The sequence below is a fragment of the Micromonospora globosa genome (assembly GCF_000717585.1).
GTDB lineage: Bacteria > Actinomycetota > Actinomycetes > Mycobacteriales > Micromonosporaceae > Micromonospora > Micromonospora aurantiaca.
Window position 1 is genome coordinate 52,130 of the sequence record NZ_JNZR01000015.1, and the last position, 21,279, is coordinate 73,408.

General features: G+C 72.7%; 20 protein-coding genes and 1 pseudogene. 12 read left to right on the top strand and 9 right to left on the bottom strand.

The annotated features are described in order from the left end of the window. Nucleotides 1-88: 88 nt before the first annotated feature. The 3 genes from IF06_RS0115495 to IF06_RS0115505 all read left to right on the top strand — a co-directional run bounded on the left by IF06_RS0115495 (nucleotide 89) and on the right by IF06_RS0115505 (nucleotide 3,335). Nucleotides 89-490, top strand: a complete 402-nt coding sequence (locus tag IF06_RS0115495; RefSeq protein WP_030271810.1) for a winged helix-turn-helix transcriptional regulator — start codon at nucleotides 89-91, stop codon at nucleotides 488-490. A 91-nt stretch (nucleotides 491-581) separates the two neighbouring features. Beyond that, nucleotides 582-1,127 carry a TetR/AcrR family transcriptional regulator gene (locus IF06_RS0115500; RefSeq protein WP_013288294.1) on the top strand — a complete coding sequence of 182 codons (546 nt, stop codon included), beginning with the start codon at nucleotides 582-584 and terminating at the stop codon, nucleotides 1,125-1,127. A gap of 27 nt (nucleotides 1,128-1,154) precedes the next feature. Further along, nucleotides 1,155-3,335: an MMPL family transporter gene (locus IF06_RS0115505; protein WP_030271812.1), complete on the top strand. Its 2,181-nt coding sequence runs from the start codon at nucleotides 1,155-1,157 to the stop codon at nucleotides 3,333-3,335. Between the two features lie 35 nt (nucleotides 3,336-3,370). Here IF06_RS0115505 and IF06_RS0115510 read toward each other — a convergent pair whose 3' ends face one another. Next, a complete protein-coding gene (locus IF06_RS0115510) occupies nucleotides 3,371-4,627 on the bottom strand; it encodes an erythromycin esterase family protein (RefSeq protein ID WP_013475318.1) in 1,257 nt (418 codons plus the stop codon). A 125-nt stretch (nucleotides 4,628-4,752) separates the two neighbouring features. Between IF06_RS0115510 and IF06_RS0115515 the strand changes: the two genes are divergently transcribed. Next, the gene (locus IF06_RS0115515) at nucleotides 4,753-4,950 is read left to right on the top strand and encodes a DUF2795 domain-containing protein (RefSeq protein WP_013288297.1); all 198 of its coding nucleotides are present in this window, start codon (nucleotides 4,753-4,755) and stop codon (nucleotides 4,948-4,950) included. Between the two features lie 60 nt (nucleotides 4,951-5,010). Here the strand turns inward: IF06_RS0115515 and IF06_RS0115520 are convergent, their stop codons facing one another. Beyond that, entirely contained in the window at nucleotides 5,011-5,907 is an 897-nt protein-coding gene (locus IF06_RS0115520) for a Gfo/Idh/MocA family protein (RefSeq protein ID WP_030271814.1), read from the bottom strand. 131 nt (nucleotides 5,908-6,038) lie between these two features. Between IF06_RS0115520 and IF06_RS0115525 the strand changes: the two genes are divergently transcribed. Both IF06_RS0115525 and IF06_RS0115530 read left to right on the top strand, forming a co-directional pair. Then, nucleotides 6,039-6,455, top strand: coding sequence for a hypothetical protein (locus IF06_RS0115525; protein ID WP_084588818.1), 417 nt, complete (start codon nucleotides 6,039-6,041; stop codon nucleotides 6,453-6,455). Continuing rightward, nucleotides 6,448-6,923 (top strand): annotated as a pseudogene (locus tag IF06_RS0115530) (hypothetical protein). The gene IF06_RS0115525 and the pseudogene IF06_RS0115530 overlap by 8 nt, the downstream one beginning before the upstream one ends. On the opposite strand, the gene fabG reads toward IF06_RS0115530, so the two are convergent. Both fabG and IF06_RS0115540 read right to left on the bottom strand, forming a co-directional pair. Then, nucleotides 6,896-7,654 (bottom strand): 3-oxoacyl-ACP reductase FabG, encoded by a 759-nt coding sequence (gene fabG / locus IF06_RS0115535; RefSeq protein WP_030271818.1) that lies wholly within the window; start codon nucleotides 7,652-7,654, stop codon nucleotides 6,896-6,898. The pseudogene IF06_RS0115530 and the gene fabG overlap by 28 nt on opposite strands. A 61-nt stretch (nucleotides 7,655-7,715) precedes the next feature. Then, entirely contained in the window at nucleotides 7,716-9,368 is a 1,653-nt protein-coding gene (locus tag IF06_RS0115540) for an alpha-amylase family protein (protein WP_013475313.1), read from the bottom strand. A 53-nt stretch (nucleotides 9,369-9,421) separates the two neighbouring features. Here IF06_RS0115540 and IF06_RS0115545 point away from each other — a divergent pair, with 53 nt between their 5' ends. Next, nucleotides 9,422-10,015, top strand: a complete 594-nt coding sequence (locus tag IF06_RS0115545; protein WP_030271820.1) for a DUF1349 domain-containing protein — start codon at nucleotides 9,422-9,424, stop codon at nucleotides 10,013-10,015. Between the two features lie 70 nt (nucleotides 10,016-10,085). Next, complete coding sequence (locus IF06_RS0115550) at nucleotides 10,086-10,748, top strand: DedA family protein (protein WP_013288304.1); 663 nt, start codon at nucleotides 10,086-10,088, stop codon at nucleotides 10,746-10,748. Nucleotides 10,749-10,760: 12 nt separating this feature from the next. On the opposite strand, the gene IF06_RS34745 is transcribed toward IF06_RS0115550, so the two are convergent. The 4 genes from IF06_RS34745 to IF06_RS0115570 all read right to left on the bottom strand — a co-directional run bounded on the left by IF06_RS34745 (nucleotide 10,761) and on the right by IF06_RS0115570 (nucleotide 15,132). After that, nucleotides 10,761-12,326, bottom strand: coding sequence for a cellulose binding domain-containing protein (locus tag IF06_RS34745; RefSeq protein WP_013288305.1), 1,566 nt, complete (start codon nucleotides 12,324-12,326; stop codon nucleotides 10,761-10,763). Nucleotides 12,327-12,468: 142 nt separating this feature from the next. Beyond that, complete coding sequence (locus tag IF06_RS0115560) at nucleotides 12,469-13,893, bottom strand: carbohydrate-binding protein (protein WP_013288306.1); 1,425 nt, start codon at nucleotides 13,891-13,893, stop codon at nucleotides 12,469-12,471. A 78-nt stretch (nucleotides 13,894-13,971) separates the two neighbouring features. Continuing rightward, the gene (locus tag IF06_RS0115565) at nucleotides 13,972-14,718 is read right to left on the bottom strand and encodes a YidC/Oxa1 family membrane protein insertase (protein WP_013288307.1); all 747 of its coding nucleotides are present in this window, start codon (nucleotides 14,716-14,718) and stop codon (nucleotides 13,972-13,974) included. Between the two features lie 138 nt (nucleotides 14,719-14,856). After that, entirely contained in the window at nucleotides 14,857-15,132 is a 276-nt protein-coding gene (locus tag IF06_RS0115570; RefSeq protein ID WP_013288308.1) for a DUF6412 domain-containing protein, read from the bottom strand. Nucleotides 15,133-15,318: 186 nt separating this feature from the next. On the opposite strand from IF06_RS0115570, the gene IF06_RS0115575 reads away from it, so the two are divergent. From IF06_RS0115575 to IF06_RS0115590, 4 genes are all read left to right on the top strand, one after another. Next, nucleotides 15,319-16,467, top strand: coding sequence for a carboxylate-amine ligase (locus IF06_RS0115575; protein ID WP_030271822.1), 1,149 nt, complete (start codon nucleotides 15,319-15,321; stop codon nucleotides 16,465-16,467). A gap of 41 nt (nucleotides 16,468-16,508) precedes the next feature. Beyond that, nucleotides 16,509-17,882, top strand: a complete 1,374-nt coding sequence (locus IF06_RS0115580) for an FAD-dependent oxidoreductase (protein WP_013288310.1) — start codon at nucleotides 16,509-16,511, stop codon at nucleotides 17,880-17,882. A 131-nt stretch (nucleotides 17,883-18,013) separates the two neighbouring features. Then, a complete protein-coding gene (locus IF06_RS0115585; protein ID WP_030271825.1) occupies nucleotides 18,014-19,435 on the top strand; it encodes a WGR domain-containing protein in 1,422 nt (473 codons plus the stop codon). A gap of 70 nt (nucleotides 19,436-19,505) precedes the next feature. Then, nucleotides 19,506-20,378 (top strand): aminoglycoside phosphotransferase family protein, encoded by an 873-nt coding sequence (locus IF06_RS0115590; protein WP_013288313.1) that lies wholly within the window; start codon nucleotides 19,506-19,508, stop codon nucleotides 20,376-20,378. 1 nt (nucleotide 20,379) lies between these two features. Here the strand turns inward: IF06_RS0115590 and IF06_RS0115595 are convergent, their stop codons facing one another. After that, nucleotides 20,380-21,189, bottom strand: coding sequence for an Fpg/Nei family DNA glycosylase (locus IF06_RS0115595; RefSeq protein ID WP_030271826.1), 810 nt, complete (start codon nucleotides 21,187-21,189; stop codon nucleotides 20,380-20,382). Nucleotides 21,190-21,279 lie beyond the last annotated feature (90 nt).

Below are 21,279 nucleotides of genomic sequence, written 5' to 3' on the forward strand. Positions count from 1 at the left end.
GACCACCATCCCGGGCCGGGCCCGGCTCGGCAACCCCGACACGGTGCCCGGCGCGCCGCACCGGCCGGCACCTGCGACGATCGGGGGCGTGGGTGAGGCGGAGTCGGAGCGGTGCGGACCGGACACGGCGGAGCGGGCGAGCGCCTGCACCGTGCGGGAGGCGCTGGACCGGGTCGGCGGCAAGTGGGCCATCGGCATCCTGATCGCCGCCTCGGCCGGCCCGGTCCGCTTCACCGAGCTGGAGCGCCGGGTGGAGGGGATCAGCCGCCGGATGCTCACGCTGACGCTGCGCAATCTGGAGCGGGACGGGCTGCTTCACCGGCACGTGCATCCCACGGTGCCGCCGAAGGTGGAGTACACCGCCACGCCGATGGCCCGGGAGCTGTACGAGTCGCTGGTGGCGCTGACGAGCTGGGCGGAGCGGCACCGGGAGGCGATCAGCGCGGCCCGGACCGAGTACGACCGCACACACGGCCGCCCACCGGCCTGACCTGCGAAAACGGGTCGTTGTGGCGAACGCCACGCGTGCGATCTGACCGATCGGTCAGCACCTGACCGATCGGTCAGGCATGCTGGAGGACATGGCGCGACCCACCACCGCCACCCACGACGAGCTGCTGGCCGCGGCCGCTCGCCGGTTCGCCGTCACCGGGTACAAGGGCACCTCGCTGCAAGACATCGCCCGCGATGTCGGCTGCTCCAAGGCGACGGTGCTCTACCACTTCGCCAGCAAGGACGCCCTGCTCTGCGAGCTGATGGCCCCGGCCATCACGATGCTGGAGGAGCTGGACGTCCGGATCGCCGCGCACACCGGCGCCGAGGCCCAACGCGTCGCCGCGGACGGCTTCGTCGACCTGGCGGTCCGCTTCCGCCGGGAGATCGCGCTGCTCCGGGGCGAGTTCCCCGACCTGCTCCAGCAGCCCGCGTTCGCCCACATCCAGCAGATCTCCGAACAACTCATCGCCGCCTTCTCCGGCTTCTCCGACCGTCCGGAGGCACGCGTCGCGGCGCTCGTCGTGCTCGCCGGCATCGCCGAGACCTGCGGCGAGTTCCTGGACATCCCCGACGACCAGCTGCGACCCGCGCTGCTCGCCGTGGCGTACCGCGCGCTCGAAGTCACCACCTGATCCGAACCCCGAGGACAAGGAAGGTCCATGGCGACCCTGCTGTACCGGCTCGGCCGGGCATCCCTGCGCCGGCGGCGACTCGTCGCCGTCGTCTGGCTCGTCGTACTCGTCGGACTCGGCCTGGCCGCGGCCACGCTGAGGGGCCCGACGGCGAGCAACTTCACCATGCCGGGCACCGAATCGCAGAAGGCGATCGACCTGCTCGCCGACCGCTTCCCGGCGGCCAGCGGCGCCACCGGCACGATCGCGATCAAGGCGCCGCAGGACGGCGCGCTGACCTCACCCGCCGGGCAGGCGGTGGTCAAGCAGGTCACGCAGGAGGCGGCCACGCTCCCGGGCGTGGTCGGCGCGGTCGACCCGTACCAGGCGCAGGCGCTCACCCCGGACGGCCGGTACGCGCTGATCCAGGTGCAGTTCGCCGGCGGCGCGGACGAGGTGACCGACGAGCAGCGCGACGCGTACGAGAAGGTCGGCGCGCAGGCCGAGGCGCAGGGCTGGCAGATCGCCCCCGGCGGCGAGGTGCTCAACGGTGAGCCGGAGGTCGGCTCGACCGAGGCGATCGGCGTGCTGGTCGCGGCGATCGTTCTGGTGATCACGTTCGGCTCGCTCGTGGCGGCCGGGATGACCATGTTGAACGCGCTCATCGGCGTCGGCGTCGGCATGGCCGGTCTGTTCGCGCTCAGCGGCGCGGTCGAGCTGACCAGCACCGCGCCGATCCTGGCGCTGATGCTCGGCCTCGCGGTCGGCATCGACTACTCGCTGTTCATCACCTCCCGGCACCGGCAGAACCTGCTCGACGGGCTCTCCCCGGAGGAGGCGGTCGGCCGTGCGGTCGGCACCGCCGGCTCGGCTGTGGTCTTCGCCGGCGCGACGGTCGTGGTGGCGCTCGCCGGTCTGGCCGTGGTGGGCATCCCGTTCCTCACCGTGATGGGCCTGGCCGCCGCCGGCACCGTCACAGTGGCCGTGCTGGTGGCGATCACGCTGGCTCCGGCGCTGCTCGGCTTCGCCGGACACAAGGTGCTGCCGCGCAAGCTGCGTGACCGCAAGGCGGTCGAGGACCCGACCACCGGCTCGGAGGACCGCTCCGGCTTCGGCTTCCGCTGGGCGCGGTGGGTGACCAGACTGCGCATCCCGGTGATCCTGGTCGGGCTGCTCGGCCTCGGCCTGCTCGCGATCCCGGCCCAGGACATGCGCTTGGCGCTGCCGGACGCCTCCGCCGCCGCCGAGGGCACCCCGGCCCGGGTCAGCAGCGATCTGATCCGCGAGGGCTTCGGCCCCGGCTTCACCGGCCGGCTCGCGGTCGTGGTGACGGCCGACTCGCCGCAGGCCACCCAGGCCGCCATTCCGCAGGTGACCGCGCTGGTCCAGAAGACCGACGGGGTGCTGGCGGTGGCCCCGCCGCAGGTCGACCCGTCGGGGCGTACCGCGCTGATCGGGGTGATCCCGAAGACCGGGCCGACCGAGGAGGCCACCGAGACGGTGGTGCACGACATCCGCAAGCAGGTGTCGGGCATCCAGAACGCCGACGTGCTGCTCACCGGCGTCACCGCTGTCGGCATCGACGTGTCGGAGAAGCTCTCCGACGCGCTGCCGGTCTACCTGCTGCTGGTGGTGGGCCTGTCGATCCTGCTGCTGATGCTGGTGTTCCGGTCGATCCTGGTGCCGGTCAAGGCGGCGCTGGGCTTCCTGCTCACCGTGGCGGCCACGTTCGGCATCACTGTGGCGGTGTTCCAGCAGGGCCACCTGGCCGACCTGGTCGGCCTGGACACGCCGGCCCCGCTGGTCAGCTTCCTGCCGATCCTGCTCATCGGCATCCTGTTCGGCCTGGCCATGGACTACGAGGTCTTCCTGGTCTCCCGGATGCGCGAGGACTTCGTGCACGGCGACACCGCCCAGCAGGCCACCATCAACGGCATGGGGCACGGCGCCCGGGTGGTCATCGCCGCCGCGCTCATCATGATCTCGGTGTTCGGCGGCTTCGTCTTCCTGGAGGACCCGATCATCAAGTCGATGGGCTTCGCGCTCGCGATCGGTGTCGCCATCGACGCGTTCGTGGTCCGGATGACGATCGTGCCGGCGGTGATGTCGCTGCTGAACAACGCCGCATGGTGGCTGCCGCGCTGGCTGAACAAGATCCTGCCCAACGTGGACGTCGAGGGTGAGGGCCTGCGCGCCCACCTCGCCGAGAAGCAGCACGCGAACGTGTGATCCGCACGGGTGGGGCCTCCGCGGGGCCCCACCCGTCACACACCCGCCGGATACGTCTCCATCTCACCGGGCGTGACGCACGTCGGCAGCGGGTGCAGCGCTGTGGCCTCGTCGCACCAGATGAACGCGTCGTAGCGTTCACCCAGCCGGGTCGGCACGTAGTTGCCCCAGGACTCGAAGCTCGGGTCGTACACCACCCCGATGGCCCGGTGGTCCGCCTCGCCGGTCACCCATTCCGGCTGGTCGTCGCCGCCGAAGACCAGCACCGCCCGGTCCGGCATCAGCTCGTGCAGCCGATGCTCCACCGAGCCCTCCCGCGCCGGTGGGACCACCATCGTCTCGGCCGGTGAGCCCCAGCGCGGCGCGGCCACCACGCTGCCGCGCCAGCTGCCGAAGCCGATCAGCGCCACCGCGTCCCGGCCGTGCCGTTCCCGGCCGAGCTGCCCGATGTTGACCATGCCGTCCGCCGCCATGTCGGTGGCCCGGGCATCGCCGACGTGCGTGTTGTGCGCCCACACGATGCCCCGCGAGCCCGGCCCGTACCGGTCGAGCAGCCGGTCGAGCGTGTCGGCCATGTGGACGTCGCGGACGTTCCACGACTCGGGGCCGCCGCCGACCATGGCCCGGTAGTACCGCTCCGCGCCGGCCACCACCTCCGCGTTCTGCCAGGCCGAGAAGCGGTCCGGGCCGTCCGCGGCGGCCTGTTCCCGGGTACGCGCCAGCAGCCGGACCACCTCCTCCTCGCACCGGGCGGAGACGAACCGGCTGGCCGTCCCGTACTCCTCGGCCCGTTTGCCGTACGGCTCGAAGCAGCGGTACGCCTCCTGGGCCGCCTCCAGCGAGGCCGGATCCTCCTCACCGAGGTAGTCGAAGATGGCCTGCATCGACTCCCAGAGGGAATACACGTCCAGCCCGTGGAAGCCGGCCCGCTCCCCCTCGGGGCGTTCCAGGTTCCACGCCCGCAGCCAGCGGCAGAAGCGGGCCACCTCGGCGTTCGCCCACATCCAGGTGGGCCAGCGTTCGAACCGTTCCAGCGCGGCGAGCGGATCGGCCGGCCCGTCCGGCGCGCCCACCACCGACCGGTGCACCCGGTCGCAGTCCGGCCAGTCCCCCTCCACCGCCACGAAGTCGAACCCCTGTTCGGCGATGAGCCGCCGGGTCAACTGCTCCCGCAGCCGGTAGTAGTCGTAGCTGCCGTGCGTCGCCTCACCGATCATCACCACCCGGGCGTCCCGCACGCGGTCCAGCAAGGGGTCGAAGTCGCTCGGCGCGCCGAGCCGCTGTACCAGCATGTCAGCGGCTACCCGGGGCCCGCCGGGACAAACCGCCGCCGCTGGGTCCGGCGGCGGGCGTACGGCGGACCCGGGCCGCACCCGCCGGCGGGCATGGTGCCGGGCTCAGTGGGTAGCCGGGCGGCATGACCGTCACCGGTGCGCAGTTGCGGGAGTTCCTGGCCGGGCTCGACTACCCGGTCTCGCGGGAGGACCTGGTCCGCTGGGGCCAGGAGAACGGCGCCGACACCGAGGCGCTGCAGGCGCTGCGGTCCCTGCCGGCCGAGGAGTTCCACACCCCCACCGAGCTGGGCGAGGCGCTGGTCACGCTGGCCGACGCCTGACCGGTGGGGTGTTAAGCGGGGGCCCCTCCTCTACCGGAGGCGTTAAGAAGGGGCCCTTCCTTACATCTCGACGATGCGGCCCTGGGCGCGGGCGGTCTGCGCGGCGTCCAGCACCGCCACCACCTCGCGGCCGAACCGCACGTCGCAGCGGTGGTCGCGGGTGCCGGCGTCGACCTCCTCCAGCAGCTGGTCGAGCGCGGCGCCGAACGCCTGGAGCGCGCTGCCGTCGCCGGGCGGGACGGTTTCGGTGCCGTTCTCGCCGAAGAAGACGAAATCCCGGGTGACCGCCTCGGACGGCGCGTCCAGGGTGAGCGAGAGCGAACTGGTCGCGCCGCCGTCGTGGGTGAGCAGCAGGTGCACCAGGCCGCTCGGGCCGTCCATCGCGGCGACCCGGGTGACCCGGCCGAGCACCGGCAGGATCAGCGACAACGCGTGCGGGCCGATGTCCCAGAGCGCGCCGCGCTCCCGCCGCCAGGTCGAGTCGCCGTACGGGTTCCCGGGCTGGAAGATCGACGCGAACATGGTGGCGCGGGCGTGCTGCCAGCCGCCGGCCGCCGCGGTCGAGGCGAGGAAACCGGTGACGTTCGGGTGGAAGCGCTGGGTGAAGAAGACCACCGACGCCACCCCGGACGCCTGCGCCGCGTCGACCACCCGGTCGGCGTCGGCGAGGTCGAGCGCCAGCGGCTTGTCCAGCAGCAGGTGCCGCCCGGCGGTGGCCGCCCGCACGGCGATGTCGGCCTGCACGTCCGGCGGGAGCGCCACGGCGACCGCGTCGCAGGCGTCGATGAGCGCGTCGACGTCGGTGAAGGCCGGTACGCCGTGCCGGGTGGCCAGTTCCTCCGCCTTCGCCGGGTTGCGCCCCCAGACGCCGGCGAGCCGTGCCCGCGGGTGCGCCTCGATGGCCGCGGCGTGCGTCTCCGCCGCCCAGTAACCCGTGCCGAACAACCCGAACCGCACCCCGGCCCCCTGCCGTCGACGTCCGCCACCGGCGTACGCCGGGACCGTGATCCACGCTAGTCCCCCGGCCCGTCCGGCGCGCCCCGACCCGGCGGGCGAGCCGCTACTACACGGATTAGTAGGCTGTGCCGGTGAACGACACCGTGTCGACGACCAGCGCGGCGGCCGCCTCCGCCTCCCCGGTGGACGGGCCGCTCGCCACGGTCGCGATCGTGATCTCGCTGGCGCTCGCCGTCTGGGCCCTGGTGGCGGCGGTACGCCACCGGCCGCCGGACCGGATCCAGTTCGCCGGCCTGGCCGTGCTGGAGGTGGCGCTGCTCGCGCTCACCGTGACGGCGCTCGTCGCGCTCGGCGGCGGCGAGCGGCCGGGCGAGCCGGGCGCGTTCTTCGGCTACCTGGCGACGCTCGTCTGCCTGCCGCCGCTGGCCTGGGTGCTGGCCCGGATGGAGCCGACCCGCTGGGGCTCGGGCATCGTCTGCGCGATCTGCCTGGTCACGCCCGTGGTGGCGGTACGGCTCCAGCAGACCTGGGAGGTCCTCGGTGGCTGACACCACGACCGCGCACGAGCAGCGCGCCACCAACCGCGGCCCGGGACGGCTGCTGATCGCCGTCTACATCGTCTTCGCCATCGCCGCGACCTCGCGGGCCGGCTTGCAGATCGCCACGAAGTTCGACGAGGCGCCGGTGGCGTACCTGCTCTCCGCGCTCGCCGCGCTGATCTACATCGTGGCGGCGGTCGGGCTGGCCCGCGCCGGGCACACCGGCCGCCGGATCGCGCTCGCCTGCTGCACAGTCGAACTGGTCGGCGTGCTCGGCGTGGGCGTGCTGAGCATCGCCGACAAGGAGCTGTTCCCGGACGAGACGGTGTGGTCCGACTTCGGCAGCGGCTACGGCTACGTGCCGCTGGTGCTGCCGGTGCTCGGCCTGTTCTGGCTCTGGCGCACCCGGCGCGACCCCGCCTGAGCGGGCCCGCGCCGGGTCGGGCCGGTCAGTCCTTCGGACCGCCGGCGACGTAGATGACCTGACCGGAGACGAAGGACGCGCCCTCGCTGGCCAGGAACGAGATGGTGTGCGCGACGTCCTCCGGGCGGCCGGGACGGCGTACCGGGATCTCGGCGGCGGCGTGCTTCTGGAGATCGTCGAAGTCGACCTTCATCCGCGCCGCGGTCGCGGCGGTCATGTCGGTGACGATGAAGCCCGGCGCGACCGCGTTGACGGTCACCCCGAACGGGCCCAGCTCGATCGCCAGCGTCTTGGTGAAGCCCTGCAGGCCGGCCTTGGCGGCCGAGTAGTTCGCCTGGCCCCGGTTGCCGAGCGCGGAGGTGCTGGACAGGTTGACGATCCGGCCCCACTTCGCCTCGACCATGTGCTTCTGCGCGGCCTGGCTGAACAGGAACGCCCCGCGCAGGTGCACGCCCATGACCGTGTCCCAGTCGCCGTCGGTCATCTTGAACAGCAGGTTGTCGCGCAGCACACCGGCGTTGTTGACGAGCACTGTCGGCGCGCCCAGTTCGGCGGCGATCCGTTCCACGGCGGCCTCGACCTGGGCCCGGTCGGACACGTCGGCGCCGACGCCGAGAGCCCGGCCGCCGGCCGAGCCGATGGCGTCCACCGTCTCCTTGGTGGCGGACTCGTCGATGTCGACCACGGCGACGGCCATGCCGTCGGCCGCCAGCCGGCGGGCGGTCGCCGCCCCGATGCCGCGCGCGGCTCCGGTGACGATGGCGACGCGGGGCTCCTCCGACATGCTTACCTCCCGGTAACTTGTGGCTCGATCGAAGGAGCTTAACCCGCCGGTACGCCGCCCCCTACCGCTCGTGGCCCCGGCAGAGCCGGATCCACCGGTAGCCGTACCCGCCGAGCTTGAGCCGGTCGAGCTTGCCCACGTCCTCGTAGTTGCGGTCGCTGAGCACGTCGATCGGCAGGTCCGCCTCCGGCGCCAGCGTGCTCAGGTCGACCTCGACGTCTTCGGTGCCGAGGTTGTGCAGGAAGACCATGGTCCCGGTACGACCGTCGGCGCGGTGCGCGAGCACGCCCGGCGGCATCGGCACGTCGATGTGGGTGGTGCTGCCCGAGCCGGTCTCCGGCGCCTCGCGCAGCGTCCGGATCATCCGCTCGAACCAGCCGAGCAGCGACCGCGGATCCTTGCGCTGGGCGGTGACGTTGACCTTCTGGTAGCCGTACTCGCCCTTGTCGATCACCGGGCGGACCAGCTTCTCCGGCTCGGCCGTGGAGAACCCGGCGTTGTCCGCGTACGACCACTGCATCGGGGTACGGATCGCGTCGCGCCCGTCCAGCGACAGGTTCTCCCCCATGCCGATCTCCTCGCCGTAGCGCAGCACCGGCGTGCCGCGCAGCGAGAACTGGAGCGAGTACGCCAGCTCCATGTGCCGGCGGTCGTTGCCGAGCATGGGCGCGAGACGACGGCGGATGCCCCGGCCGTAGAGCTGCATGTTCTCGTCCGGCCCGAACTTCGCCAGCACGTCGTTGCGCTGGTCGGCGGTGAGCCGGGACAGGTCGATCTCGTCGTGGTTGCGCAGGAACGTCGCCCACTGGCCGCCGGTGGGCAGCTTCGGGGTGTCGCGCAACGCCTCGATGATCACCTCCGGGTCCTCCCGGGCCAGGGCGAGCATCAGCCGGCCGTTGAGCATGAAGTCGAAGAGCATGTGGATCCGGTTGCCCGAGCCGCTGCCGTCGCCGAAGTAGACGGGCAGCTCGTCCGGCTCGACGTTCGCCTCGGCCAGCAGGACCGCGTCGCCGCGCCGCCACTGCACGTGCTGGCGCAGGTCGGTGAGGAAGTCGAAGTCCTTCGGCGAGTTCGGGTTGCCCGGCTCGGTGCGCTCGATGATGAACGGCACCGCGTCCATCCGGAAGCCGGAGACGCCGAGCTGGAGCCAGAACGAGGTGATCTTCTTGATCTCCGCGCGGACCTTCGGGTTCTCGATGTTCAGATCCGGCTGGAACTTGTAGAAGCGGTGGTAGTACCACGCCTTGGCGGTCCGGTCGTAGGTCCACGTCTCGTGCTGCTCGCCGGGGAAGACCATGCCCTGGTGGCGGTCGTCCGGCTCGTGGTCGGCCCAGACGTACCAGTCCCGGTACGGCGAGTCGGGCGAGGACCGGGCGGACTGGAACCACGGGTGCTGGTCCGAGGTGTGGTTGACCACCAGGTCGATGATCACCCGGATGCCCCTGTTGCTCGCCTGATGCAGCAGTTCGGCGAAGTCGCCGAGCGTCCCCAGGCGCGGGTCGACGTTGTAGAAGTCGGTGGCGTCGTACCCGTCGTCCTCGTTCGGCGAGGGGTGGATCGGGTTCAGCCACAGGCAGGTCACGCCGAGCCGGGCCAGGTAGTCCAGCCGGCCGATCAGCCCCTGGAAGTCACCCACCCCGTCGCCGTCGGAGTCTGCGTACGTGTCGACGTCGAGGCAGTAGACGACCGCCTCCTGATACCACCTGTCACCCATGCGAGGACTACTTCTCCGAACGCGCGCGACGGCAAACCCGGTACGGTGCCGGGATGAGCGAGGAGGCGTACGACTGGTCCGCCGGCACCTGGCTGAACCCGCCGGAGCGGGCCGAGCCGGTCGACGGCGGCCTGCTGGTCGAGCCGCACGGCGGCAGCGACTTCTGGCGGCGCACCAGCTACGGCTTCGTGCACGACGACGGCTCGGCGCTACTCGCTCCGTTCGGCGTGGACAGCGCCGTGGAGGTGTCGTTCCTGCTCGACTACTCGGAGCAGTTCGACCAGGCCGGCGTGCTGGTGCGGGTGGACGAGCGGCGGTGGACCAAGGCCGGGGTCGAGGTGAGCGACGGTTCGCCGCAGGTGGGCGCCGTGGTCACCGACGAGTTCTCCGACTGGTCGGTGGCGCCGGTGCCACAGTGGTCGGGCCGGGAGGTGACGGTCCGGGTGAGCCGGGCCGGCGACGCGCTCACCGTGCGGGCCCGGTGCGCGGACGAGCCGTGGCGGCTGGTCCGCGTCGCCCCGCTCGATCCGGCGGCGCAGGCGTCGGCCGGGCCGTACTGCTGCTCGCCCAGCCGGGGCGGCCTGCTGGTCCGCTTCACCGGCTGGCGGCGGGGTCCGGCGGACGCCGCGCTGCACCCGGAGGGCTGAGTCACAGGTGTGACAGCCGCCGGTCCGGGTAACACCTTCGGATCTCCGGCTCTCGCGTGGAAGGACCCCCATGGCCCTGGCCCAGGACGTCGACCCGAACCAGTTCACCGGGCTGACCGGCTGGGTGGCGAGCGTGATCGACTCGCTCGGCGCGGTCGGCGTGGCACTGCTGGTGGCGCTGGAGAGCATCATCCCGCCGATCCCGAGCGAGATCGTGCTGGCGATGGCCGGTTACCTGTCCGCCGAGGGCCGGTTCAACGTGGTGTTCATCGTGGTCGCCGCGACGGTCGGCTCGCTGCTCGGCGCGCTGGTGCTCTACTGGCTCGGCGCGGCGCTCGGCGAGGAGCGGCTCAAGCGCTGGCTGGACCACATCCCGCTGGTCGACCTGCAGGATCTGGAGAAGGCCGACCGCTGGTTCGAGCGGCACGGCCGGTGGGCGGTGCTGATCGGCCGGGTGGTGCCGGTGGTCCGCAGCCTGGTCTCGATCCCGGCCGGCGCGAACCGGATGCCGCTCGGTGAGTTCATCCTGCTCACCACGCTCGGCAGCGGGGTGTGGAACGCCCTGATCGTCGGCGCCGGGTTCACCCTGGGCTCGCGGTGGGAGGACGTCGACAAGTACAGCCAGTGGTTCAACTACGCGATCTTCGCCGTCTTCGGTTTCATGATCGTGAGCTGGGCGGTGAAGAAGGTGCGCCGGCGGCGCGCCCGGCAGTCGGTGACCACCGGGCGCTGACCGCCGCGCGGGTCAGAAGCCCGCGGTGATGCCGGTGAACTCCCAGGTGTTCTGCGCGATGCCGGAGCAGTTGGCGACCACGCCGCCGCCGGGGCAGGGCCGGTCCCGGTTGACCGACCAGAACGTGAACCGGGCCAGGCCGCGCGCCTTCGCCCAGTCGCGGATCTGCGTCCAGGTGGCCGGCGAGGTCAGCTCCTGCTGGTCGGAGAGGCCGTTCATGCCGGACAGGCCCATGTGCGCGTACGCGGTGGCGTCCGACCAGCCGAACGCGTTGCGCAGCGCGGTCTTCAGGCCCTCGGCCGCGTTCACGGTGTTCTGGTACATGTTCGCGCCGCCGCCGAAGTCGAACGGCATGATGGTGAACACGTCGATCCCGGCGCCCTTGGCCGCCGCCTGGTTGATCAGCCGGGTGCCGTAGTACGACGGCCCGGTGGTCGAGGTGCCGAACGTGATGATCGTCTTGATCCCCGGGTTGTTCTGCTTGACGATCTTCAGGGCGTCCAGGATGCGGTCCTGCACCACCTCGTTCTCGAACTCGTCGCTGTTCTCGATGTCGATGTCGATCGCCTTCAGCCCGTACGCGTTGATGACCTGCTGGTACGCGCCGGCCAGGGCAGCGGCGGACGAGCAGTTCGGGCCGAGCTTGTTGCCGCTCCAGCCGCCGAAGGACGGGATGACGTCGCCGCCGGCCGCCTTGATCGCGGCGATGGTGGCGGCATGCGTGCCGCCGGTCAGCGGGCCGCTGCCGTCCCAGGCCGGGGTGCAGCCGCCGCCGGAGAGCACGAACGCGATGGTGAACCACTTGATGCCGGTCGCGCCCATCACGGTGGCGGGCGCGGGCGGGTCACCCCAGCCGGGGTAGAGATACGGCGCGGCGGCCATCGCGCCTCCGCCGCCACCGGTGCACCCGCTGGTGGTGGCCGCGACCGCCGCCGACTTCGCCGACTCGCCGGTGCCGTTGTACGCGGTCACGGTGTAGCTGTGCCCGCTGCACGCGGCCAGCCCGGAGACGGTGGCCGAGGTGCCGGTGACTGTGGCCTTGACCGTGCCGCCCTCGTACACCCGGTAGCCGGTGACGGTGCCGGAGACCGCGTTCCAGGCGAGCGAGACGGCGGACGCGGTGGTGCCGGTGACCCGCAGCTCGCCCGGCGTGGCCGGTGCGCCCGGGTTGCCGGGGTTGCCGCCGCCGGTGCAGGAGGCGCCGTTGACTGTGCAGTTCACCGGGTCGCCGGTGCCGCTGACGACGAAGCCGAAGCTGGTGCTGGTGCCCGGGGCGAGCGCGCCGTTCCAGGACTGGTTGACGGCTGTGACGTGCTGGCCGGAGGTGGTCAGCCGGGCGTCCCAGAACGAGCCGAGCGTGCTGCCGGACGGCAGGTCGAACTGGACGTTCCACGAGGAGATCGCGGCGGAGCTGTCGTTGGTGACTGTGAACCGGGCCTCGTACCCGCTGCTCCAGCTGGAGGTGCGGACGAACGCGGCGGTGGCGGCGGAGGCGGGTGGCGCGGCGAGCAGGGCACCGGCGACCACGGCGGTGGTCAGCGCGGCGGCGAGCGTCGCCAGGCGGGGGCGGAGTCTCACGGCGTCCTCCAGGGGACGGGCGGGGGTGGAGAGGGATTCACAACCGTCGACGTGCGCCTATTATTAAGAGTGTTAACTGTTTCTGTCCAGCACCGGTGCGGCCCGAACCCCGGAGGGGGTCCGGGCCGCGTCCCGGCCGCACTCAGCGGCGGAAGGTGAACCAGTTGACGTTGACGAAGTCGGACGGCTGGCCGCTGCTGAACGTCAGGTAGACCGTGTGCCGCCCGGTCACCGCGCCGACGTTGCCGGGCACCGAGCGCCAGGTCTGCCAGCCGCCGGTGTTGCCTACTGCGAAACTGCCGATCGGCGGCGCGGTCGGGCTGTCCACCCGGACCTCCACCAGCCCGCTCACGCCGGACGCCGCGCCGGAGGCGACCCGGGCCACGAAGTCGCGCGGCGGCGTCGAGCCGAAGTCGACGTTGTCGTAGCGGGCCCAGTCGCCGTTGGCGAGCCAGCCGATGTCCTGGCCGCCCTCGGCGCACGTCTCCACCTGCACGCCGTTCTGCGCGTTGAACGACTCGGCCTGGATCGTCGCGTACGCGTCGCGCACCCCGCCCGGCGGCGGCGTGGTCGGCGTCGGCGACGGGTTGCTCCCGCCGCCGCGGGTGTAGACGGCCACGTAGTCGACGAGCATCGACCGGCCGGGCACCGTCGCCGCGGTGGGCGTCGCGGAGCCGGCCACGCCGTCCGGGAAGCCGCCGCCCATCGCCACGTTGAGCAGCAGGAAGTAACCGGCGTGGTTGGTCATCTGACTCCAGTACGGCTCACCGATCTGGTTCTGCCCGACGGTGTGGAAGAGCTGGCCGTCGACGTACCAGCGCAGTTGCTGCGGGCTGGTCGAGGCGTCCCACTCGAACCGGTAGGTGTGGAACGCCGACTGGCAGGTGCTACCCGGGCAGGCCCGGGAGGCGCCGATGCCGTTGAACTCCCCGCACGGGCCGCCCGGCGCGACGCCGCAGTGCAGCACGCCCCAGACCGAGTTGATCCCGTTGACGTTCTCCATCACGTCGAACTCACCGATGCCCGGCCAGTTCTGGTAGTTGCCCCGGTACGGCGAGCCGAGCGCCCAGAACGCCGGCCAGTACCCGGACGCCGCCGCGCCCGTCACGTTCGGCATCTGGATCCGGCCCTCCAGGGCCAGCACACCACCCGACGGCGGCTTGAAGTTCGCCCGTACCGTCTCGATCCGGGCCGAGGTCCAGCGGCCGGCCGAGTCCCGCAACGGCGTGATGCGCAGGTTGCCCGAGCCGTCGTGGGCCAGGTTCGCGGTGCTGGACGTGTAGGTCTGGATCTCGCCGGTGCCCCAGTTGGCCGGGCCGCCCGGGTAGCCGGTGCCGGTGTCGATGATCCAGTTGGCGGACGAGGGCAGCGTGCCGGCGGAGCCGGTGAAGTCGTCGCTCCACACCAGGTTCCATCCGGACGGTGTCGGGGGCACCGCGGCCTGGGCGGTCATCGAGACGCCCGCGAGCGCTGTGGTGAGCGCGAGGACACCGGCGGCCAGGGCGAGCCGGCGGCGTGTTCGGGGCACGGTGGCGGAGGCGGCCGGAGCCGCCGGGATCGAATTCATTCGGGGTGCCTCTCTGCGGGGACGGGTCCGGGAGAGCGCTCTCTGAGAGCGATTTCTACGCGCCCGCCCCCGCACTTGTCAACGCTTGTCGATGGCCGCCGCCGGCTGCGGCCGGCGCAGCACCACCTGCTCCAGCGCCGTCCACGCCGTGGTGGTGACCAGATAGAGCACCGCTGCCAGCGGCACCACGAGCGCCACCAGCACCGTGCCGTACGGCAGCAGCGGCAGCACCCGCCCGAGCACCGCCGCGCCCGGACCCTCGGCCGGCGTCCCGGCCACGGTGCCGGTGGCGGCCGCCGCCCGGCGCATCCGCCGCGACGACCACCAGGCCAGCGCCAGCAGCGCGGCCAGCAGCACGCCGAACACCAGCGGCACCGGGCCGGCCAGGCCGTCGCCGAGATGCCACCCCAGCGGTACGCCGGCGAGCCGCTCCCCCAGCAGCTCCGGCGCGCCGTCACCGGTGGCGAACAGGCGGTACATGACCAGAAAGAACGGTGCCTGCAACAGAGCCGGCAGGCAGCCCGCCACCGGGCTGGCACCGGCGTTGCGGTAGAGCGCGAACAGCTCGCTCTGGAGGCGGGCCGGATCGTCGGCGTACCGGCGCTGGAGTTCCCGTACCTCGGGGGCGAGCGCGGTGCGACGCCGCTCCCCGCGGACCTGGGCCACTGTCAGCGGGGAGATCAGCAGCCGGACGGCGACTGTGAACAGGACGATGGCGGCCGCAGTCGCGGCGCCGCCGGTGAGCGGGGCGAGCACGTCGGCGAGCCAGGTGACGACTGTGGCCGCGGCCGAGGCCGCGGAGTGCAACGGTGCGAAGGCGAGCATGGGTGGACCCCTCGATGGCGATTCCGGGTGTCCCGGGCGGCGACGTGCCGCACGGCGGGACGGATGACGACGGAATCGGCCGCGGAAGCCGGGATGGAGGGATCTACCGGCCCGCCGACGCGGGCCGGAAGAAGGTGGCTACGCGGCCGAGGGGTGCAGGCCGGGAGCGCGGGGGCGCGGACGCCCCGGTGCGTCCGGGTCGACCTGCCGGGGCACCCCGCGGCGGCGGGCGCGGGCACGCAGCGCGGCGGCGAACCGGGTGCCGGGCGGCGTGGGCAGCGCGCGGACCCGCAGCGCGAGCAGCGTGGCGAGCAGCAGCGCGGCGACGACCGCCGCACCGGCGATCAGCCCGGCCGGCCGGTCGGCGAACAGGGCGAGCGCGTACGCCCACGCTCCCGTCAGCACCGCCAGCATCCCCGTCACACGGCCACCCTAGCCCGCCGTGTCACGCCCCGCGGGCCCGTGCACGCCCACCGGCGGCACGACCCGTTCGGGCGAACCGGCGCCGACACGCCCAGCGGCACGTTTCCCCAAACGGACACGGTGGGTAACAGGTCCTCGACCACGCGGCACGGTGCCGCGAGCGGTCCGGAGGAGACGGTGGTGACGATGAGTGGCTCAGTGGCGGAGCGGGAGCGGAGCGCCGCATCGGGCGGAACCGACCTGCTGACAGTCGGCGTCGAGGAGGAGTTCCTGCTCGCCGACCCGCACACCGCGACCGCCGTACCCGCCGTCGACCTGGTCATGGAGCAGGTGCCGGCCGAGCTGCGCGGTCAGGTGGAACGCGAGTTCCAGACCAGCCAGATCGAGATCGGCAGCCCGCCCGGGCTGGACCTGTCCTCGATCCGGCACTCGCTGTCGATGCTGCGCGCCGAGCTGGCCGACGCGGCCGAGCGGGCCGGCGTACGGCTGCTCGCGATCGGCACCGGGCCGGTCGACGGGCCGGTGCCGCCGGTGGTGGACAAGCCGCGCTTCGACCGGATGATCGAGCGGTTCCGGCTGCTGGTGCCCGGTCCCGGCAACAACGGCATGCACATCCACGTCGGCATCCCCGATCCGGACACCGGTGTGCAGGTGCTCAACCATGTCCGGCCCTGGCTGCCGATCCTGCAGGCGGTCACCGCGAACTCCCCGTTCTCCCGGGGCGAGGACACCGGGTACGCGAGCTGGCGCTCGGTGGAGTGGGAACGCTGGCCGTCGGTCGCGCCCACCCCGTACCTGGAGTCGCACGAGCACTACGAGCGGCTGATCCGGCAGCTCATCGCCAGCGGTGTGATGCTGGACGAGGGGATGCTCTACTGGTACGCCCGGCTGTCCGCGAAGTACCCCACGGTGGAGATCCGCATCGGCGACGTCTGCCCGTCGGTGGACGACGCGGTGCTGGTGGCGGCGCTGGTCCGCGCGCTCGTCGCCACCGCGCTCACCGACATCGCCGCCGGCCGCCCGGCCGTCAACACCGACCACCACCTGCTGGTGGCGGCGCACTGGCGGGCCGCCCACGACGGGCTGGAGGGCGAGGGCGTCGACCTCACCGACGGTGAGCTGCGCCCGGCCTGGGAGCTGGTGGACCGGCTCGTCGACCGGCTGCGCCCCGAACTGGAACGGCACGGCGACCTGGACCGGGTGACCGATCTGCTGGGCGGGCTGCGCCGGCACGGCAGCGGCGCGGCACGACAGCGGGCGGTGTTCGCGCGTACCGGCAGCCTCGTCGACGTGGTCGCGGACGTGGCGCGGCAGACCCGTGGCTGAGCGGCCACGCGGCCGTGGCCCGGCGTGACAGGATGGGCGACGTGGCCGAGCGCATGATCGTCATCGGCGGCGACGCCGCCGGGATGTCGGCGGCGTCGCAGGCGCGTCGCCGCCGCGACCGGTCCGAGCTGGAGATCGTCGCGTTCGAACGCGGGCACTTCACCTCCTACTCGGCCTGCGGCATCCCCTACTGGGTCAGCGGCCTGGTCGAGGAGCGGGACGAGTTGATCGCCCGCGACCCGAAGACCTTCCGCGACGACTTCGGCATCGAGGTCCGTACCCGGCACGAGGTCACCGCCATCGACCTGGACCGCCGCGAGATCCTCGCGCGTGACCTGGACGGCGGCGGCGAGGTCCGCGCCGGTTTCGACACCCTGGTGTACGCCACCGGCGCGTCCCCGGTGCAGCCGGACTGGGCACGCGACGACGTGTCAGGGGTGTTCGGCGTGCAGACGCTCGACGACGGCGCGGCGCTGATCGGCTGGCTCGAACGCGAGCCCCGGCCCCGGCGCGCGGTGGTCGTCGGCGGCGGCTACGTCGGCGTCGAGATGGCCGAGGCGCTCGTGCAGCGCGGGCTCTCCGTCCAGCTCGTGGAGCAGGCCGACCAGCCGATGTCGACAGTCGACCCGGACATGGGCGAGCTGGTGGCCGACGCGATGCGCGCGACCGGCATCGGCGTCCGCACCGGCCTTCAGGTCACCGGTCTCCAGGAGCGGGACGGCCGGATCTCCGCGGTGGTCACGAACGAGGGGCCGATCCCGGCCGACGTCGTGGTGCTGGGTCTCGGCGTACGCCCCAACACCGCGCTCGCCGAGGCCGCCGGCCTGCCGATCGGCCCCTCCGGGGCGGTCCGCACCGACCGCCGGATGCGGGTGCCGGGCGTACCCGGCGTGTGGGCGGCGGGCGACTGCGTCGAGTCGCTGCACCGGGTCAGCGGCATGCCGGTGCACATTCCGCTCGGCACGCACGCCAACAAGCAGGGCCGGATCGCGGGCATCAACATCGGTGGCGGGTACGCCACCTTCCCCGGTGTCATCGGCACCGCCGTCACCAAGGTCTGCGAGCTGGAGGTGGGCCGCACCGGGCTGCGCGAGCGGGACGCGCGGGAGGCCGGCTTCGAGTTCGTCACAGTGCTGGCCCAGTCGACGAACCGGGCCGGCTACTACCCGGGGTCGCGGCCGATGACGGTCAAGCTGATCGCCGAGCGGCCCAGCGGGCGGTTGCTCGGGGCCCAGATCGTCGGCTGGTCCGAGGCGGCCAAACGGATCGACGCGCTCGCGGTGGCACTGTGGAACGGCATGACAGTGGACGAGATGACGGCGCTCGACCTGGGGTACGCGCCGCCGTACGCCCCGGTGTGGGATCCGGTGCTGATCGCCGCCCGCAAGGCCGTCGACGCCCTCGCCGCCGTGTAAGGAAGGGCCCCCTATTAACGCCTCCGGTAGAGGAAGGGCCCCTTCTTAACACCGACACCCGGGTTTGTCGGTGCCGGGGGTTAGCGTGTGCGCGTTGCCGGTTCGGCACTTCCCCTCGGAGGTATACCCCCATGTCCCAGGAGACGACCTACCTCGAACTGTCCGAAGTGGATGGTGGAGCGCACAAGTTCTACGAGGTGGTGGTCGACGACACCGCGATGACAGTGCGCTACGGGCGGATCGGCGACCAGGGCCAGGTGAAGACGAGCACCTACCCGGACAACACCCGCGCCCGCGCCGCCGCCGCGAAGAAGATCGGCGAGAAGGTCCGCAAGGGGTACGCCCCGGCGGTGCCCGGCGTACGCCAGAAGCGGACGGTGTCGCGCCGGCAGATCGTCAGCACCCGCTCGACCGCCCGCACCGCCCCGGTCCTCTGGCGGTACGCCTCGGGCGCGCCCGCCTTCGGCATCTTCGTCGACGACCGGCACTGCATGGTCGGCAACGAGTACGGCGTGATCACCACGCTCGACCACGACGCCCGGCTGGTCAATCAGGTCCGGCTGCCCGACGGGGTGAAGTGCATCGTCGCCGACGACGCCTGGGTCTACGCCGGCTGCGACGACGGCAACGTCTACGACCTGTCCGGCAAGGTGCCCCGCGCGGCGTACGCGATCGCGCCCGAGATCGACATCTACTGGCTCGACATCCACGACGGCGTGCTGGGCGTGTCCGACCGCGACGGCGGCATCTCCGCGATCGACCACGAGGACGAGTTCCTCTGGCGCCGGCCGGGGCGGGGCCGGTCGGCGTGGATGGTGCGCTGCGACGCCGACGCGCTCTACCACGGCCACTCGCAGGGGGTCACCGGCTACGACTGGCGCACCGGGCGCGAGCTGTGGCACACCGGCACCGGCGCCGTCCTGTTCGGCTGGCAGGAGCGGGACGCCGTCTTCGCCGGCACCGGCACCCGCGAGGTGGTGCGCCTGCGCAAGGACGGCCGGGCCGAGCAGGTCTACCGCTGCGACGCCGCAGTCTTCTCCTGCGCCACCGCCGAGGGCGGCCGGTACGTGTTCGCCGGTGACAGCGCCTCCTCGATCTACTGCTTCGACCAGGCCGGCAACCGGCTGTGGAAGCTCGGCACCGGCTGCGGCTCGGCGTACTCGATGCAGTACCACGACAACCGGCTCTACGTGGTCACCACGAGCGGCTACCTGGCCTGCATCGACGCGAGCGAGGCGGCGATCCGGGCGGCCGAGGCGGGCAGCGTGCCCGACGTGGTCGACGTCAAGGCGCCGGCCCGGATGCCCGAGACGGCCGCCTGGACGTCGGTCGAGGTGACCACCGACGACCGCGACGGCGTGCTGGTGCAGTGCGTCGAGCAGGGCGGCCGGCTGCGGGTGCACGTCCTCGCCGACGGCTACCGGCGGGACTGGTCGGTGCAGTTCCCCAAGGGCATCCGCGAGCCGGGCGCGCGTTACCTGGTCACCGAGGTCCGCGAGTCCGGCCGGGGCGGCTTCTACCGGGCGTACGGGGACATCCGCCGGCTGCGCTGACCGCAGACCGCAGACCGGCGAGACCCGGCCCGGGACAGCGGATCGTCGCCGCACCGGTCAGGATGTGCCGATGCGGTGCGACATTCCTGACGGGCTGCGCTGGGTCGAGCAGACCGAGGCCGGCCGGGCGTGGCTCGCGGAGCTGCCCGGCCGGCTGGCCCACTGCGTCGCGCGGTGGGAGCTGACGGTCGGCCCGCCGTTCGCGTACGCGTTCGCCTCGCTGGCGCTGCCCGCGACACTCCCCGACGGCACCCGGGCGGTGCTGAAGCTCCAGTACCCGGACGACGACAGCGTCCACGAGGCAACGGCGCTGGCGCACTGGGACGGGCGCGGCGCGATCCGGCTGCTCGCCCACGACGCCGATCGGCGCGCACTGCTGGTCGAGCGGTGCGACCCCGGTACGCCGCTGCACTCGCTGGCCGCCGACGCGGCGCTCGACGTCGCGGTCGGCCTGCTACCGGGGCTCGCGGTGCCGGCCGGTGAACCGTTCACGCCGCTGGCCGAGGAGGCGGCCGGCTGGGCGGAGCGGATGCCTGGTAACTGGCGACGGGCCGGCTGCCCGTACGAGCGGCGCCTGCTCGACACCGCGCTCGGGCTGCTCGCGGAGCTGGCGCCGAGCCAGGGTGAGCAGGTGCTGGTCAACCAAGACCTTCACGCCGGCAACATCCTGGCCGCCGGGCGCGAACCGTGGCTGGTGATCGACCCGAAGCCGCTGGTCGGCGAGCGGGAGTTCACGGTGGTGCCACTCGTGCGCGGCGCCGAGCTGGGTCACTCCCCGGCGGCGGTCCGGCACCGGCTCGACCGGCTCAGCGCCGAGCTGGGCCTCGACCGGGAGCGGGTACGCGGCTGGGCGATCGGCCAGACGGTGGCCTGGAGCATCGGCGGCGACCAGGTCTTCCCCGGAAACGTCGAGGCGGCCCGCTGGCTGCTCGACGAGATGTGACTCAGCCCGCCTGGCAGGTGGGGCACCAGTAGAGGTTGCGTCCCGCGAGCGCGCCCCGGCTGACCGGGGTGCCGCAGACGTGGCAGGGCGCGCCGGGGCGGCGGTAGACGTACACCTCGCCGCCGTGCCTGTCGACGCGCGGCGCACGGCCGGTCACCTCCGGCAGGTCGGCGTCGCGCACGGTGTCGATGCGGCCCCGCTCGACCGCGCGGGTCATCAGCGTCACCAGGTCCGCCCAGAGCTCGGCCCAGCCGGCCGGCGTCAGCTCCCGGCCGGGCAGCAGCGGCGGCAGGCCGGCCCGGAACAGCGCCTCGGTCACGAAGATCAGGCCGGTGCCGGCCACCACCGACTGGTCGAGCAGCAGCGCGGCCAGCGGGGTGGGGCTGCGGCGGATCCGGGCGTACGCCCGGTCCGGGTCGGCGTCGGCGCGCAGCGGGTCCGGCCCGAGCCGGTCGCGCAGCGCCGCCACCTCGGGCGGGGTCAGCAGCTCGCAGGCGGTCGGGCCGCGCAGTTCCAGCCAGTGCCGGTCGCTGTGCAGGCGCAGCCGCAGCTGCCCGACCGGGGCCGGCGGCTCCCCCGGCCCGTCGGCGAACTTCCCGTACAGACCCAGGTGTACGTGCAGCGTCAACTCGCCCGCGTAGTGGTGCAGCAGGTGCTTGCCGTACGCCTCGGTGCCGTCCAGAACGGTGCCGCTCAGGCGGGCCGCGCCCTCGGCGAAGCGCCCCTGCGGGCTGTCGGCGTGCACCTTGTCGCCCGCGAACAGCTCGGCGTGCCGGGCGGCGAGGCGGTGGATGGTGTGTCCCTCTGGCACAACGACCAAGCGTAGCCAGCGGATCGGACCGCCGGCGACGTCGGGTCCTGGGACGACATTGAATCGATGTTCGTCGACTGAAAGACTGGC